Origin of the sequence: Paracoccus sp. NSM (genome assembly GCF_052379855.1) — a bacterium.
Taxonomy (GTDB): Bacteria; Pseudomonadota; Alphaproteobacteria; order Rhodobacterales; family Rhodobacteraceae; genus Paracoccus.
Map to the genome: position 1 here is coordinate 279,143 of NZ_JBQTCG010000004.1, position 14,875 is coordinate 294,017.

Here is a 14,875-nt window from a genome sequence, read left to right on the forward strand (position 1 = left end):
ACACTGTCAAGCACCCTGCCCGACATGCCGGAGGAAAGATGACCCGCCCCGAGATTCTTCAGATCGGTCCCTATCCCGAATGGGACCAACAGCCGCTGGACCGGATGTTCACCATGCACCGGTTGTTCGAGGCAGAGGACCGGGTGGCCTTTCTGGCGCGCCATGCGCCCAATGTGCGCGGCATCGCCACGCGGGGCGAGCTGGGTGCGGATGCGGCGCTGATCGCCGCCTGCCCCCGGCTTGAGATCATCAGCGTCTATGGCGTTGGCACGGATGCCGTCGATCTGGGCGCGGCGCGGGCGCGCGGCGTCCGGGTGACGAACACGCCCGACGTGCTGACCGAGGATGTCGCCGATCTGGGCGTCGGCATGGCGCTGGCCCTTGCACGCGGCATGATCGGGGCCGAGGCCTGGGTGCGCGACGGTTCCTGGCAGACGCGCGGCGGCTATCCCCTGCAACGGCGGCTATGGGGCAAGCGGGCAGGGATCCTGGGCCTTGGCCGGATCGGCATGGCCGTGGGGCGCAGGCTGGCGGGGTTCGGCATGTCCATCGCCTATTCCAGCCGCGCGCCCAAAGCCGACGCCCCCGAGGGCTGGGATTTCGTCGCCGACCCCGTGGCACTGGCCCAGGGCTGCGATCTGCTGGTCATGGCGCTGGCCGCCACGCTCCAGACGCGCCACATCGTCGATGCCCGCGTGATCGAGGCGCTTGGCCCCGACGGGATGCTGGTCAACATCTCGCGCGCCGCCAATCTGGACGAGGAGGCGCTGCTGGACGCGCTGGAGGCCGGGCGCATCGCCGGGGCCGCTCTTGACGTCTTCGAGGGCGAGCCGGCGCTGAACCCGCGCTTCCTTGCGTTGAAGAACGTCGTGCTGCAACCCCATCACGCCAGCGGCACGCACGAGACGCGCCGCGCGATGGGCCAGCTTCTGCGCGACAATCTGGAGGCTCATTTCGCGGGCCGCCCGCTTCTGTCCGAGGTGTCGTGATGCGCGCGCTTGTCATCCACGCCGCCCATGACCTGCGGATCGAGGATCGCCCCGATCCGGTTCCGGCGCCGGGTCAGCTTTTACTGCGACTGGAGCGCGGCGGGATCTGCGGTTCGGACCTGCATTACGCCAATCACGGTGGTTTCGGCAGCGTTCGACTGCGCGAGCCGATGATCCTTGGGCACGAGGTCTCGGCGCGGGTGCAGGCGCTTGGGCCGGGGGTCGAGGGCTTCGCGCCGGGCCAGCTTGTCGCCGTCTCGCCCTCGCGGCCCTGCGGGAATTGCCGCCCCTGCCGCGAGGGATTGCCGAACCATTGCATGAACATGCGCTTCTACGGATCGGCCATGCCCTATCCGCATGTGCAAGGGGCTTTCCGCGAATTGCTGGTCGCGGATGCGGCGCAATGCGTCGATGCGACGGGCCTTGACGCCGGTGAGGCCGCGATGGCCGAGCCGCTGGCAGTGGTGCTGCACGCGACGCGGCGGGCGGGGAACCTGCTGGGCGCGCGGGTTCTGGTGACGGGCTGCGGGCCGATCGGGTTGCTGGCCGTTCTGGCGGCGCGACGGGCGGGCGCGGCGCAGATCGTGGCGACTGACCTGTCGGACTTCACCCTTCGGACCGCGCGCCGGGTGGGTGCGGACCTGACGCTGAACCTGAGCAGCGACCCCGAGGCCCTGCTGCCCTATACCGCCGACAAGGGGCATTTCGACGTGCTCTACGAATGTTCGGGCGCGGCGCCCGCGCTGGCGGCGGGGATCGGCGCGATGCGCCCGCGCGGCGTGGTCATGCAGCTTGGGCTGGGCGGTGACATGACGGTCCCGATGATGGCGCTGACCGCCAAGGAACTGGACCTGCGCGGCAGCTTCCGCTTTCACGAGGAATTCGCCACAGGCGTTTCGCTGATGCGGCAGGGGCTGATCGATGTCTCGCCGCTGATCACGCACAGCCTGCCCTTGGACGAGGCGCCGGCCGCCTTTGCGCTGGCTTCGGATCGCAGCAAAGCCATCAAGGTGCAGCTGACGTTCTGAGCCGGGCCGAGCGGCATGGGGAAGGGGGCCGAAAGGCCCCCTTTGACATTGGCGCGAACCGCTCAGCGGCTGGTGATCGCGGTGACGATGGCATCGCCGTTCTCGGCAATGAAATTGTCCCAGACCGGGCGGACGACCTCCTGAAAGGCGGCGGAATCGACGTCGCGGTTGATCTGCATCCCCTTCGAGGCCAGATCGGCCAGCATCTCCTCCTCGCGTTCTTGCGCCAGTTCGCGCTGCATGGCGACAGCCTCGGCCGCGACTTCCATGACCAGCGCCTGCTGTTCCTCGGACAGGCCGTTGAACTTGTTGGGGTTCATCGCCAGCGCCAGCGCCGAATAGGCGTGCTGGGTCAGCGAGAGGTAATCCTGCACCTCGTCGTATTTGAAGCTTTGCACGATGCCGATCGGGTGGTCCTGCGCGTCCACGACGCCGGTTTCCAGCGCGGTGTAAAGCTCGGCCACGGGCAGTTGCTGCGGGGTCGCGCCCAGCAGCTGGAACATGTCGCTGAGCGCCTTCGAGTTGTTGACCCGCATCCGCAGTCCCGCCACATCCGCAGGCGTCGTGATCGGCCCGCGATTGTTGGTCATGTTGCGGTAGCCGTTTTCGGGATAGCCCAGCATCTGCAGGCCGTGGGCGGTGAATTCGGCGCTGATGCCCTGGCCGATCTCGCCATCCAGAACCGCATAGGCGTCGGCGCGGGACGGGAACATGAAGGGCAGTTCGAAAGCCCCCGCCTCGGGAACGAGGCCGGTCATGTTGTTCAGGCCGGTCATCACGACGTCGATGATGCCCGACCGCGTGCCGTCCACCATCGCCGCGTCGTTGCCAAGCTGGCCCTGCGGGAAGATGGTCACGGTGATCTCGCCGCCGCTGCGTTCCTCGAGCTGCTCTTTGAAGAACAGCGCAAGGCTCTGTTGCAGATCGCTTTCGGGCGCGGCATGGGCCAGCCGCAAGGCGGTCTGCGCCTCGGCCGCCATTCCGGCCAGCGACAGGGCCGCGACAAGCGCGGTGGTGCGGAAAATGGTCTTCATGTCGGTCTCTCCTCCCTCAAGGTTCGTTCAGCCGCCCATGATGCGGGCAGGCACGGTGATCAGTTCCGGAAACAGGATGAACAGCCCCAGCAGCACGACGTAGCCGAGGATGAAGGGCGCCACGCCCCGCACCGCTTGGCTGACCGGCACCCGGCCCACGCCGCAGACGACGTTCAGCACCGTGCCGACCGGTGGCGTGATCAGCCCGATCGAGCAGTTCAGGATGAACATCAGCCCAAAATACACCTCGTCGATGCCGGCCATGCGGACCACGGGCATCAGCAGCGGCACAAGGATCAGCACGGTGGGCGACAGGTCCATGACCATGCCGACCGCAAGGACCAGCAGCATGATGACCAGCATCAGAAGGCGCGGATTGTCGATCAGCGGCGCCAGCATCCCGGCCAGTTGCTGGGGCAGCTGCGCGACCGTGATCAGCCAGGCCGCCACCATCGCCGCGCCCACGAGGAACATCACCATCGCCGTGGACCGGCCCGCCTGGATCAGCACATCGACGAAGCCGCCAAAGGTCATCTCGCGATAGACGATGGTCGAGATCAGGATCGCATAGACTGCCGCGACCACCGCGGCCTCGGTCGGGGTGAAGGCGCCCGAGCGGATGCCGCCGATGATGATGACCGGCAGAAGCAGCGCCCAGAACCCCTCGCGCAGTGCCTTCCAGCGTTCGGCGGCGCTGGCGCGGGGCATGACCTCAAGCTCTTCGCCGCGCATCAGCAGGGTCCAGATCGCCATCAGCATCAGGCCCATCATCAGCCCCGGCACGATCCCCGCCAGAAACAGCTTGGCGATCGAGATGTTGCCCGCAACCCCCACAAGGATCAGGGGAAGGGATGGCGGGATGATCGGCGCGATGATCCCGCCCGAGGCCAGCAGGCCCAGGCTGCGCCCCTCGGGGTATCCGGCCTTGCGCATCATCGGATAGAGGATCGAGACCAGCGCCGCCGCATCCGCCACCGCCGACCCCGAAAGGCCCGCCAGCACGATGGCCGTCAGGATCGCCACATAGCCAAGGCCGCCGCGTCGATGCCCGACCAGCGCCATGGCCAGCGCGACGATCCGCGTGGACAGCCCGCCGCGCGACATGACCTCGCCCGCGACCAGGAAGAACGGGACCGCCAGCAGCGGAAAGCTGTCCACCCCGTTGATCAGCGACTGCGCGAGGATGTCGGCGCTGAACAGGTTCATGTGGACCATCAGCGCCATTGAGGACAGCAGCAGCGCAAAGGCGACGGGCAGGCCGGCCAGGATGCCGATGAACAGCACGCCGAGGAAAAGGGCCAGCGTCATGTCAGTGTTCCTCGACGCGGTGCGCTGCGGGGCCGGGATCACGCCCGAAGATCCGCACCAGGGCGATGGCGGCCATCATCGCCCCGGACACGACGCCCGCCAGATACATCAGCCCCGAGGGCAGTCCCGTCAGCTGAGAGATGTTGTTCCAGTTGGCCAGCGTCTGCCGCCACGCCCCCACGAACAGCATCAGCACCGCCACCAGAACCACCGCCCAGCAGATGCGCCGCAGGATCGGGACGAAGCGCGGCATCACGGCTTCGGAAAATTCCGACAATTGCAGATGCTCGCCCCGGCGCAGCATCACCGCCGCGCCCAGCATGACCACCCAGACGAACCACAGTCGCGACAATTCGATGGTGACGCGCAGCCCGCTGGAAAAGCCGTAGCGCATGACGACATTGGTGAAGACCAGCACGATCAGCGCTGCCAGCAGCAGGGCCATGATCAGGTCGATGATCCGCCAGAAGGCCTCGACGGCTGCTCTGATGCCTGACAGCATCCGGTCCCCTCCCCATCCCCCGGGCCGGGCGAGAACGCCCGCTCATGGGATGGATGATAACGATACCATAGCAGCTGTCAACGATCTCGTTCGGGGGCTTTCGGGGCGTGATCGCTGCGCCTGATCCAGCGCGGAAACAGCCCCCGCCGTCGGCTCGTGCGTATCAGGTCGCGGCCAGACGCCGCATCGCCCACCAGCTGGCCGCCGCCATTGCGCCCGCCGTGGCAAGGCAAAGGGGCAGCCCGCCCCATTGATAGGACAGCCCCGACAGCAACGTGCCGGTCAGCCGCCCCACAGCGTTCGCCATGTAGTAGAAGCCGACATCGCGGGTGATCCGGTCCGCCTGCCCGAAGGCCAGGATCAGATAGGAATGGGCCGAGGAATTCAGCGCGAAGACATAGCCGAAGCCCATCAGCCCCGCGACCAGCAGCCCGGTCAGCCAGGGCGCCGGTTCGCCCGCGATCCAGACCGCCGCCGCCAGCGCCAGAGGGATCGGCACCAGCCGCCCCGCCCATCGTGCCGCATCGCGCGTCACGGCCTCGTCGGGGCGTGCGGCGCCGCCCAAAATGCGCGGGGCCGCCGCCTGAACCGCGCCATAGAGGATGATCCAGACCGCCATGAAGCCGCCGACCAGAAAGAAGGCCTCGCGTCGGCCCTCGGCGGTGCCGTCCGACAGGACCGCCTGAAAGTAGATCGGGATTCCCACCACGAACCAGACATCGCGCGCCCCGAACAGGAACAGCCGCGCCAGCGACAGGCGGTTCACGCGGGGATCGGCCGAGCGCCAGCCCGACCAGCGATCCGCGCCCTTCATCCGCCCCGGCAGGCCCGGCGGCAGGAGCAGCGCCACCGCCAGCAGGATCGCGGCCAGCACCCCGGCCATCCCCCAGATCGCCGTCTGGAACCCCGCCAGCGCCAGCAGCGCCGCGCCAAGGAAGAAGCCCAGACCCTTGACGGCGTTCTTTGATCCGGTCAGCGCCGCGACCCACCGGAACAGGCCCCCGTCAGCGGCGGGCGCCAGCACCTTGACCGCCGATTTCGATGACATCTTGGCCAGATCCTTGGCCACGCCCGAGGCCCCTTGGACCGCCATGACAAAGACGACCGAGGCCGTGACCGACCATGACGGGTCCAGTTGCGCCAGCGCCGCCAGCGCCGCGATCTGGATGCCCAGCCCCGCATAGAGCGTTGCCGCCAGCCCGAACCGCGCCGCCAGCCAGCCCGCGGCCAGATTGGTGACGATGCCCGCGACCTCGTATAGCAGGAACAGCCAGGCCAGTTGCAGCGGCGAGAAGCCCAAGCCGTTGAAATGCAGCAGGACCAGCATCCTCAGCGCGCCGTCCGACAGCATGAAGGCCCAATAAGCCGCCGTCACCGCCGCATAGGCGCGCATCCCGTTCATGTCATGCGCCCCGCGACCATGCGCGCGATATCGACCAATCGGCAGGCATAGCCCCATTCGTTGTCATACCACGCATAGACCTTCACCTGCGTGCCGTTCACGACCATGGTCGAGCCCGCATCGACGATGCTGCTGCGCGGGTCGTTGATGTAATCGGTCGAGACGAGGGGCCGCGTCTCGTAGCCCAGGATGCCCTGCAAGGGGCCTTCGGCGGCGGCGGCGAAAAGGGCGTTGACCTCGGCCGCGTCGGTCGGGCGTTCGACCTCGAAGACGCAATCGGTCAGGGACGCGTTCAGCAGCGGCACCCGCACCGCATGGCCGTTCAGGCGGCCGGCGAGTTCGGGATAGATCAGCGTGATCGCCGTGGCGCTGCCCGTCGTCGTCGGGATCAGGTTCATCAGCGCCGAGCGCGCGCGCCGCATGTCCTTGGCGGGGCGGTCCACGATGGTCTGCGTGTTCGTCACGTCATGGATCGTCGTGATGGACCCGTGGCGGATGCCAAGCGCATCGTGGATGACCTTGACCACGGGGGCAAGGCAGTTCGTCGTGCAGCTGGCGGCCGTGACGATGCGCTGGCTGCCATCGTAAAGATGATGGTTCACGCCATAGACCAGGTTTAGCGCGCCCCCGTCCTTGACCGGGGCGCTGACCACGACCTTTTGCACCCCCGCCGCGAAATAGGGGGCGATCGTCGCTTCGGTCTTGAAGACGCCGGTCGCGTCGATGACCAGATCGATGCCGTCCAGCGGCAGGGCCTCGATGGTCTTTTCGCGGGTCAGCGGGATGCGGTGGCCGCCCAGCACCAGCGCGTCGCCCTCCGCCGCGACCGGCACGGGCCAGCGGCCATGCACACTGTCGAACTCCATCAGCAGGGCGTGCTGTTCGGCATCGCCCGCCGCATCGTTCAGCAGCACGATCTGGCCGCCCATGCCTTCGTCGATGAGGCGCCGCAGCGCCAGCTTTCCGATCCGGCCAAGGCCGTTCAGCGCGAACCGTGTCATGGGGTCAGTCCTTTGTCAGTTCGGAGGCGTCGATCTGATCCACGCGGTCCTGCAACGAAATCCGGTCCAGGCTGGCCACGGGCAGCGCCGCGAAGGCCTCGATCCGGCGGCGCAGCGCGCCATAGGTCCGGGCAAAGACCAGGCCCTTTTCGGCATCCGTGCCCTCGGCCTTGACCGGATCGGGCAGGCCCCAATGGCCGGTGATGGGCTGGCCGGGCCAGGGCGGGCATTCCTCGGCCGCCGCCGTGTCGCAGACGGTGAAGACAAAATCCATCATTGGCGCGTCCGGCGCCTGGAATTCGGACAGGTGCTTCGAACGCAGCGCGCCGGTATCGTGGCCGTTGCGGTCCAGCACCTCCAGCGCGAAGGGGTTCAGCTGGCTGCCGGGTCGCGTTCCCGCCGAGTGGGCGACGAACTTTCCGGCCCCCAGATCGCGCAGCAGCGCCTCGGCAAAGATCGAGCGGGCGGAATTGCCCGAGCAGATGAACAGCACGTGATAGGCGGAATCCGACATGGGTTTGTCCTTGATCAGAGGCGCCAGCAGGCCGGGCCGCGCCCGCCCCAGATCCAGCGCCAGATAGCCCAGCAATGCCTCGGTCACGTCCAGATCTACCGAGTAGAACAGTGACCGCCCCTGTCGCTGCACATCGACCAGACCCGAGGCCGTCAGGTCCGACAGGTGGTGCGACAGCGTATTGGGCTTCAGGCCAAGCGCCTGCGCGATCTCGGTCGGGCGCGCCCCGCGCGGCGCAAAGCGCATCAGCAGGGCAAAGACCGCCAGACGACCGGGATGGCCGAGCGTGGCGAAGGCATGGGCAGCGCGATTTTGTTCCATGATTCCGGAATACAGGAAATATTGACTGGCACCAGTGAAGTTTTCATGACGCTTTTGCGGCGTCTGTCGGGCGATGGACCTGACCCGGGCGGCGGATTATCCATGCGTAATGAAACAGCCTCAGGACACCATCGCGGTTCGCATCGCCCGTGCGCTGGCGGATCGCATCATCACCGGCGCGATCCCGCCCGGCGCGCCCTTGCGTCAGGACCATATCGCGGTCGAGTTCGGCGCCAGCCACGTCCCCGTGCGCGAGGCCTTCCGCCAGCTGGAAGCGCAGGGCCTTGCCATCAGCGAGCCGCGCCGCGGCATGCGCGTCACCTCGTTCGATGTCGAGGAACTGCACGAGGTCGCCGCCATGCGCGCTGCGCTCGAGGTTCTGGCCCTGCGCCACGCCGCGCCCCGCATCACGCCCGCCGTGCTGGAGGCCGCGGGCGAAGCCAACCGTGCCGCCGAGGCCGCGACCGAGGTGCGCGCCTGGGAAGAGGCCAACCGCCGCTTTCACCGCCTGTTGCTGGCACCCTGCGCGATGCCGCGCCTGATCTCGACCATCGACAGCCTGCATCTGGCCAGCGCGCGGTTCCTGTTCGCCGCCTGGCGCAGCGAATGGGAAAAGCCCACCGATCAGGAACACCGCGCCATTCTGGCCGCCCTGAGACGGGGGCAGACCGACATGGCCTGTTCGGTCCTGGCCAAGCATGTGGGCCGGATCAGAGGGCGAAGCCCGCAAAACAAGTTCGACAGATCAGGCGCCTATGCGATTGTTGGGTGATTATCTATAATCCGGATTGTGCGATCGGAAGCCCTCTGCCTATCCATAGATAAAGCAGAGGAGAGGTCTCATGACGACGCAGACAAGTATCGACCGCAGCGGCCTGCGCGGGCTGGCGCGGCCTGTTGCAACGGCCTTCGGGCTGGCGGCGCTGATCACGCTGGCGGCCAAGGTGCAGGTGCCGTTCTGGCCGGTGCCGATGACGCTGCACACGCTGGCGGTCGTGGCCATCGCCGCGCTTGCCGGGCCGCGTCTGGCCGTGGGCGCGATGCTGGCCTATCTGGGCATGGGCGCGGCGGGGCTGCCCGTCTTTTCCGGCACGCCCGAGCGCGGGCTGGGTCTGGCCTATATGGTCGGGCCGACGGGCGGCTATCTGGCGGGCTATCTGCTGGCGGCGGGGCTGATCGGCTGGCTGGCGCAGGGCGCGGGCCTGCTTCGTCAGGGGCTGGCGATGCTGGCCGGTCTGGCGGTGGTCTATGCCCTTGGCGCAGCGTGGCTGGCGCTGTTCGTGCCGGCCGACAAGGTGCTGGCTGCGGGCATCCTGCCCTTCGTGGCGGGCGATCTGGTCAAGATCTTGTCGGCGCTGATGATCGTGGCGCTGTGGACGCGCGCGCGGGGGGCGCGCGGCGCATGATCCGCACCGACTGGACGCTGGAGGAGGCGCGCGCGATCCACGCGTTGCCTCTGCCCGACCTGATGCACCGGGCGCAGAGCCTTCACCGAGCGCATTTCGACCCCAATGTCGTGGAACGGGCCAGCTTGCTCAGCATCAAGACCGGTGGCTGCCCCGAGGATTGCGGCTATTGCTCGCAAAGCGCGCATCACGACACGGGCGTCAAGGCCGGCAAGCTGATGGACGTCGAGGCCGTTCTGGCCTCGGCCCGGCGCGCCAAGGCGGCGGGGGCGCAGCGTTTCTGCATGGGCGCGGCCTGGCGCAGCCCCAAGGACCGCGATCTGGACGCGCTGTGCGCGATGGTGCGCGGGGTGCGCGATCTGGGGCTGGAAACCTGCATGACGCTTGGCATGCTGACCCCCGCTCAGGTGACCCGCCTGCGCGAGGCGGGGCTGGATTTCTACAACCACAACATCGACACTTCGCCCGCCCATTACGACCGCATCGCCACCACGCGGACCATGCAGGACCGGCTGGATACGCTGGACCATGTGCGCCAGGGCGGCATCCGGCTGTGCTGCGGCGGCATCCTCGGGATCGGCGAGACCGAAGAGGACCGGATCGCCATGCTGGTCCTGCTGGCCAATCTGGAACGCCATCCCGAAAGCGTGCCGATCAACCTGTGGCAGCCCATCGCCAACACCCCGGTCGAGGGCATGGCCGAGCCTGTCGAGCCCTTCTCGCTGGTCCGCGCGGTGGCCTTGGCGCGCATCCTGATGCCGCAAAGCGTGGTGCGCCTGTCGGCGGGCCGCACCGGCATGAGCGACACGTTGCAGGCCCTGTGCTTTCTGGCGGGCGCGAACTCGATCTTTCTGGGCGATGTGCTGCTGACGACCGAGAACCCGGCCTCGTGGCAGGATGCCGACCTGCTGGCGCGACTGGGGATGCGCAGCGATGTCGCGCAGCGGCCCGTTCCCCAGCCCGCCTGAGCGCGAGGGCGGCTCTGGCACTGGCCGCCACGGGTGGTAAGCTGCCCGCCAAGGGCCATCAAGGGGGCGGGATGACGAGTGATCAGGCACAGGCGCTGCTGCGCGCGATGTTCGATGCGGCGGTGGCGGCGGCGGACCCGGCGCGCGTGCTGGCCGCGCATCTGCCCGAACGCCCGCGCGGGCGCTGCATCGTGGTGGGCGCGGGCAAATCCGCCGCCGCCATGGCTGCCGCGTTGGAGGCCGCATGGCCCGACCAGCCCATGACCGGGCTGGTCGTCACCCGCCACGGCCATGCCGTGCCGACGCGCCGGATCGAGGTGATCGAGGCCGCCCATCCGGTGCCGGACGCGGCCTCGGAACAGGCGGCGCGGCGCATTCTGGCGCTGGTCCGGGACGCGGGGCCGGATGATCTGGTGCTGGCGCTGATCTCGGGCGGGGGGTCGTCGCTGATGGTTGCGCCTCGCGCGCCTCTGACGTTGGAGGACAAGATCGCCGTCAACCGCCTGTTGCTGCGCTCGGGCCTGACGATCGAGGACATGAACCGCATCCGCCGCCGCCTGTCCGACATCAAGGGCGGCGGGCTGGCGCGGGCGGCGCATCCGGCCCGTGTCGTGACGCTGGCGATCTCGGACGTGCCGGGCGATGATCCGGCGGCGATCGCCTCGGGTCCGACGGTGCCCGACCCCTCGGCGGGCGATGATCTGTCGCCGCTGGTGGCGCGCCTTGGCCCCGAGCTGCCGCAGGCCGCGCGCGCGCTGCTGCTGGCCGCGCCTGAACCGGCCCCGGATTTCGCCAGCGATTACCGCCTGATCGCCACGCCGCAGATGTCGCTGGAGGCCGCCGCCCGCGTGGCGCGGCAGGCGGGCGTGACGCCGGTTCTTCTGGGCGACGCGCTGGAGGGCGAGGCCCGCGAGATGGGCATCGTCATGGCGGGGATCGCGCGCTCGGTCGCCGCGCATGGCGCGCCTGCGCCAGCGCCTGCTGTCCTGCTCTCGGGCGGCGAGACGACGGTCAGCATCGGTGCGGGGCCTGCCGGGCAGGGCGGGCGGAACACGGAATTCCTGCTGTCGCTGGCCGTCGCGCTGCGGGGCCATCCGCGCATTCATGCGCTGGCGGGCGATACGGACGGGATCGACGGAACCGAGGATGCGGCAGGCGCGGTGATCGGCCCGGACTTTCCGGCCCTTGCCGCGCAGGCCGGGCTGTCGCCGAGTGCGCTGCTTGACGCGCATGACAGCTACCCCTTGTTCGATGCTACCGGCTGCCTGATCCGCACCGGCCCCACGCTGACGAATGTCAATGATTTCAGGGCCGTGCTGGTTCTCTAGGGTAAGGCGCGGACGGGGTCTGCCATCCAGATCCGCTCGATTTCCCGCGCGACGCGGTCTTGCAGATCCCAGATATAGGGGTCGTGGATGCCGTGGCGTTCAAGCCCCTCGGCGGTGCGCAGCAGATATTCGGCGCCCGACCCGGCCGGCCCTGCCGCCACGGCCAGCCGCGCCGCCTGTTGCGCCACGTCCAGACTGGCCAAGGGCGCATCGACGGGGTCGGCATAGAAGGTCAGCACGCGTTGGGGGCCGCCTTCGGTGCGGACCTCGATCCAGCGTCTGTTCGCGGCCAGTTCATGCGCCACCAGCTCGCGTCTGAGCAGGGCACGCAGGGCCATGGCCTCGGCGCCGGGGGCGATGTCGAGGACGACGCCTTCGCATTCGCCGCCCGAGGTCAGGGCCAGCATCAGGCCGGGACGGTCGCGCGTGGCGCGGAAATGATCCAGCGCCAGCGAAAAGTCGCGGTGCCAGCCCGGCGCGATGGCGCGCCGCCGGGCCGCGACATCGAAATCCGGGTTCCAGATCAGCGAACCATAGGCAAAGACGCGGACGGGACCCTGCGCCTCGGCGATCACCTCGGCGGCCATGCGGTCAAGATCGGCATCTTCCAGCATCCGCCATGCGGGATTGTAAAGCGGCCCGTCCGCGGGCGGGATCACGGCAAGGTGGCGCGCGGTCAGCGACAGGGGGCGGATCATGGCGGGCTTTCGGTAACGGATTTCCTCCTGTTTCGTCACGACTAAGAGGCGGCTTGTCAACCGCTGCGGCGGAACGTCGAGCGGGGATCGTGAAAAGGATGCTCACAACAGCGTGGCCGACGGGCGGGATACTTGAAAAGACGCGATCTTCTGCCGATCTGCTTCAGGTGAAACAGCTTTAGGGAATGACCATGTTTGACGCTCGGCGCCTTCTGGATCAGGTCATCGGCGCGCTTCCGGCCGAGGTGAGGAATGGCGGCATCGCCGATATGGCGCGGCGGGGCGCGGATTCGCTGCCGGGCGGGGGCAAGGGATCGGGGCTGGCCACCGGCGCCCTGGCGGGCGGCGTGCTGGGCCTGATCGCGGGCAACAAGAAGGCGCGCAAATTCGCGACGAAATCGGCCGGGACGGCGCTGAAACTGGGCGGTCTGGCGGCTGTTGCGGCGGTGGGCTACACGGCGTGGCAACGCCATCGCGGGGGCGACCAGCAGGGTCTGATGCTGCCGCCGCCCGATAGCGGTTTCGCACCCGAACAGGCGCCCCGCGGCCCCGAGGATCTGGCGCGCGGCGTGCTGGTCGCGATGATCCAGGGGGCCAAGGCCGACGGCCATATCGACGCCGAGGAACAAAGCCGCATCTTCGGCCATATCGAAGCTCTGGCGCTGGATGCCGAGGCCAAGGCCTTCGTCATGGACGAACTGGCCGCACCGGCCGATGTCGCGCGCGTGACCGCCTATGCCGGATCGCCCGAGACCGCGACCGAGCTTTACGCCGCCGCCTTCATGGCGATGGACCCCGACACGCCCGCCGAGCGCGCCTTTCTGACGCGCCTTCAGACCGGCCTGTCGCTGGACCCCGATCTTGCCGCCCATGTCGAGGCCGCCGTTCAGGCCGAGTTGCGCGATTGAGCCCGGCTGACGCGGCGGGGGATCGCGCGGACCCCCTGAACGCCCCGGCGTCTTTCGGCCCGGTCCTGCTGTTTCGCGGCCTGACCGATCAGCGGCTGTCGCTGTCGGCGCTGGTCGGTCATCCCGAGGACGCGCCGCCGCCCGACCTGCAAAGCGCCTGCGGTCCGGGCCGTTATCGGGCGCTGATGCGGATTGACGGGCTGGTCGTGGCGCGGATCGACTTTGCGCTGCCGGTCGGCGATGGCGTGGCGGCCTATCGGTTGGACGGGCGCAACCATCAGGTGGTCACGCGGCTGGACGGCGATCTGCGGATGGCCTTCGTCTCGTGCAACGGGCAGGAGCATGGCGATTTCGACCGCCCCGAGGCACAGCGCAACGCGATGTGGGCGCGGCTTGTGGCCGATCACGCCCGTCAGCCCTTTGCGCTGCTGCTGCATGGCGGCGACCAGATCTATGCCGACGAAGACGTGAAATCCCATCCCCTGACGCGCGACTGGCCCGACCGCCCGCCGCGCGAGGTGACGGCCGCGGAACTGCACCATCTTGAGGCCGCGCTGCGCCGCGCCTTTGTCGTGCGTTACACGCGGCTACTGGCCTCGGACGCGGTGGCGCGGATCTCGGCGATGGTGCCGTCGCTGGCGATGTGGGACGATCACGACATCTGCGATGGCTGGGGTTCGCTGGAACGCTCGCGCGGGCGGTCGGCCATCGGGCAGATCGTGTTCCGCATCGCGCGCGAGATGTTCCTGCTGTTCCAGCATGGCGCGGTCGAGGATGACATCCCCGACCTGTTCGCCGATCCGTCGGGCGCGGCGCTTGGCTGGCATCACCGGCTGCCCGGCTTCGATCTGATCGCGCCGGACCTGCGGTCGGAACGCGGGCGGCGTCAGGTGATGGGGCCGGGCGGCTGGTCGCTGATGGAGCGGCTGCGCGATGCGCGCCCGCAGGGCCATGTCTTTCTGATCTCCAGCGTGCCGCTGCTGGGGCCGCGCCTGTCGCTGGTCGAGCGGGTAATGACGCTGATCCCCTCGATGCAGAAATACGAGGACGATCTGCGCGACCAATGGCAGAGCCGCGCGCACCGCGAGGAATGGCGGCGGATGCTGTCGTTGTGTCTGGACGTGATGGAGGACGCGCCGATGACCGTCCTGTCGGGCGAGATCCATCTGGCCGCGCAGGCCCGGATGCGGGGCAGGGGGCGCGACCTGATCCAGCTGATCGCCTCGGGGATCGCGCACGACGCGCCGCCGCAGGGCTATGCGCGGGGACTGGGGCTTCTGGCCGGTCTGGGCGAGGCGCCCTTGCCCGGGCATCCGATCCGCATCGGGCGCCTGCCCGGCCAGCGGGGCCGCTATGTGGCCGAGCGAAATTACCTGACGCTGGAACGGCGCGAGGGCTCATGGTCCGCCGAGTGGGAGCTGGAGCAATCGGGCCGAACGGCTCCGGTCGCCCTGTAGCGCGGCGCGAC

15 protein-coding genes are annotated in these 14,875 nt (G+C 68.7%); 8 read left to right on the plus strand and 7 right to left on the minus strand.

Going from position 1 to position 14,875, the window contains the following annotated elements; genetic code table 11:
- Nucleotides 1-38: 38 nt before the first annotated feature.
- Both ACTZWU_RS09550 and ACTZWU_RS09555 read left to right on the plus strand, forming a co-directional pair.
- A complete protein-coding gene (locus ACTZWU_RS09550) occupies nt 39-989 on the plus strand; it encodes a 2-hydroxyacid dehydrogenase (protein ID WP_444737124.1) in 951 nt (316 codons plus the stop codon).
- On the plus strand, nt 989-2,017 hold the full coding sequence (locus ACTZWU_RS09555; protein WP_444737125.1) for an L-idonate 5-dehydrogenase: 1,029 nt from the start codon (nt 989-991) through the stop codon (nt 2,015-2,017). The genes ACTZWU_RS09550 and ACTZWU_RS09555 overlap by 1 nt, the downstream gene beginning before the upstream one ends.
- A 62-nt stretch (nt 2,018-2,079) precedes the next feature.
- On the opposite strand, the gene ACTZWU_RS09560 is transcribed toward ACTZWU_RS09555, so the two are convergent.
- From ACTZWU_RS09560 to ACTZWU_RS09585, 6 genes are all read right to left on the minus strand, one after another.
- Nucleotides 2,080-3,051, minus strand: coding sequence for a DctP family TRAP transporter solute-binding subunit (locus ACTZWU_RS09560; RefSeq protein WP_444737126.1), 972 nt, complete (start codon nt 3,049-3,051; stop codon nt 2,080-2,082).
- Between the two features lie 27 nt (nt 3,052-3,078).
- Entirely contained in the window at nt 3,079-4,359 is a 1,281-nt protein-coding gene (locus tag ACTZWU_RS09565; protein ID WP_444737127.1) for a TRAP transporter large permease subunit, read from the minus strand.
- Nucleotide 4,360: 1 nt separating this feature from the next.
- A complete protein-coding gene (locus ACTZWU_RS09570) occupies nt 4,361-4,861 on the minus strand; it encodes a TRAP transporter small permease (RefSeq protein ID WP_444737128.1) in 501 nt (166 codons plus the stop codon).
- Nucleotides 4,862-5,024: 163 nt separating this feature from the next.
- Nucleotides 5,025-6,263: an organoarsenical effux MFS transporter ArsJ gene (arsJ, locus tag ACTZWU_RS09575; protein ID WP_444737129.1), complete on the minus strand. Its 1,239-nt coding sequence runs from the start codon at nt 6,261-6,263 to the stop codon at nt 5,025-5,027.
- Nucleotides 6,260-7,264: an ArsJ-associated glyceraldehyde-3-phosphate dehydrogenase gene (locus ACTZWU_RS09580; protein WP_444737130.1), complete on the minus strand. Its 1,005-nt coding sequence runs from the start codon at nt 7,262-7,264 to the stop codon at nt 6,260-6,262. The genes arsJ and ACTZWU_RS09580 overlap by 4 nt, the downstream gene beginning before the upstream one ends.
- 4 nt (nt 7,265-7,268) lie before the next feature.
- On the minus strand, nt 7,269-8,099 hold the full coding sequence (locus ACTZWU_RS09585; protein ID WP_444737131.1) for a metalloregulator ArsR/SmtB family transcription factor: 831 nt from the start codon (nt 8,097-8,099) through the stop codon (nt 7,269-7,271).
- 109 nt (nt 8,100-8,208) lie between these two features.
- Here ACTZWU_RS09585 and ACTZWU_RS09590 point away from each other — a divergent pair, with 109 nt between their 5' ends.
- The 4 genes from ACTZWU_RS09590 (at nt 8,209) to ACTZWU_RS09605 (ending at nt 11,801) form a co-directional block, all read left to right on the plus strand.
- Entirely contained in the window at nt 8,209-8,871 is a 663-nt protein-coding gene (locus tag ACTZWU_RS09590; protein ID WP_444737132.1) for a GntR family transcriptional regulator, read from the plus strand.
- A gap of 70 nt (nt 8,872-8,941) precedes the next feature.
- Complete coding sequence (locus ACTZWU_RS09595) at nt 8,942-9,505, plus strand: biotin transporter BioY (RefSeq protein ID WP_444737133.1); 564 nt, start codon at nt 8,942-8,944, stop codon at nt 9,503-9,505.
- Complete coding sequence (gene bioB / locus ACTZWU_RS09600) at nt 9,502-10,473, plus strand: biotin synthase BioB (protein ID WP_444737134.1); 972 nt, start codon at nt 9,502-9,504, stop codon at nt 10,471-10,473. The genes ACTZWU_RS09595 and bioB overlap by 4 nt, the downstream gene beginning before the upstream one ends.
- A 71-nt stretch (nt 10,474-10,544) precedes the next feature.
- On the plus strand, nt 10,545-11,801 hold the full coding sequence (locus ACTZWU_RS09605) for a glycerate kinase type-2 family protein (RefSeq protein WP_444737135.1): 1,257 nt from the start codon (nt 10,545-10,547) through the stop codon (nt 11,799-11,801).
- On the opposite strand, the gene ACTZWU_RS09610 is transcribed toward ACTZWU_RS09605, so the two are convergent.
- Entirely contained in the window at nt 11,798-12,499 is a 702-nt protein-coding gene (locus tag ACTZWU_RS09610; RefSeq protein ID WP_444737136.1) for a gamma-glutamylcyclotransferase, read from the minus strand. The two genes, ACTZWU_RS09605 and ACTZWU_RS09610, sit on opposite strands and share 4 nt — an antisense overlap.
- Nucleotides 12,500-12,690: 191 nt before the next feature.
- On the opposite strand from ACTZWU_RS09610, the gene ACTZWU_RS09615 reads away from it, so the two are divergent.
- On the plus strand, nt 12,691-13,407 hold the full coding sequence (locus tag ACTZWU_RS09615) for a tellurite resistance TerB family protein (RefSeq protein WP_444737137.1): 717 nt from the start codon (nt 12,691-12,693) through the stop codon (nt 13,405-13,407).
- Complete coding sequence (locus ACTZWU_RS09620; protein ID WP_444737138.1) at nt 13,404-14,864, plus strand: alkaline phosphatase D family protein; 1,461 nt, start codon at nt 13,404-13,406, stop codon at nt 14,862-14,864. The genes ACTZWU_RS09615 and ACTZWU_RS09620 overlap by 4 nt, the downstream gene beginning before the upstream one ends.
- Nucleotides 14,865-14,875 lie beyond the last annotated feature (11 nt).

Excerpts from the sequence above, each read along its gene's own strand:
- ACTZWU_RS09605 (WP_444737135.1), top strand. The coding sequence starts at position 10,545 with ATGACGAGTGATCAGGCACAGGCGCTGCTGCGCGCGATGTTCGATGCG.
- ACTZWU_RS09580 (WP_444737130.1), bottom strand. The coding sequence starts at position 7,264 with ATGACACGGTTCGCGCTGAACGGCCTTGGCCGGATCGGAAAGCTGGCG.
- ACTZWU_RS09585 (WP_444737131.1), bottom strand. The coding sequence starts at position 8,099 with ATGGAACAAAATCGCGCTGCCCATGCCTTCGCCACGCTCGGCCATCCC.
- ACTZWU_RS09560 (WP_444737126.1), bottom strand. The coding sequence starts at position 3,051 with ATGAAGACCATTTTCCGCACCACCGCGCTTGTCGCGGCCCTGTCGCTG.
- ACTZWU_RS09565 (WP_444737127.1), bottom strand. The coding sequence starts at position 4,359 with ATGACGCTGGCCCTTTTCCTCGGCGTGCTGTTCATCGGCATCCTGGCC.
- bioB (WP_444737134.1), top strand. The coding sequence starts at position 9,502 with ATGATCCGCACCGACTGGACGCTGGAGGAGGCGCGCGCGATCCACGCG.
- ACTZWU_RS09555 (WP_444737125.1), top strand. The coding sequence starts at position 989 with ATGCGCGCGCTTGTCATCCACGCCGCCCATGACCTGCGGATCGAGGAT.
- ACTZWU_RS09570 (WP_444737128.1), bottom strand. The coding sequence starts at position 4,861 with ATGCTGTCAGGCATCAGAGCAGCCGTCGAGGCCTTCTGGCGGATCATC.
- ACTZWU_RS09595 (WP_444737133.1), top strand. The coding sequence starts at position 8,942 with ATGACGACGCAGACAAGTATCGACCGCAGCGGCCTGCGCGGGCTGGCG.
- ACTZWU_RS09590 (WP_444737132.1), top strand. The coding sequence starts at position 8,209 with ATGAAACAGCCTCAGGACACCATCGCGGTTCGCATCGCCCGTGCGCTG.
- arsJ (WP_444737129.1), bottom strand. The coding sequence starts at position 6,263 with ATGAACGGGATGCGCGCCTATGCGGCGGTGACGGCGGCTTATTGGGCC.
- ACTZWU_RS09610 (WP_444737136.1), bottom strand. The coding sequence starts at position 12,499 with ATGATCCGCCCCCTGTCGCTGACCGCGCGCCACCTTGCCGTGATCCCG.
- ACTZWU_RS09550 (WP_444737124.1), top strand. The coding sequence starts at position 39 with ATGACCCGCCCCGAGATTCTTCAGATCGGTCCCTATCCCGAATGGGAC.
- ACTZWU_RS09615 (WP_444737137.1), top strand. The coding sequence starts at position 12,691 with ATGTTTGACGCTCGGCGCCTTCTGGATCAGGTCATCGGCGCGCTTCCG.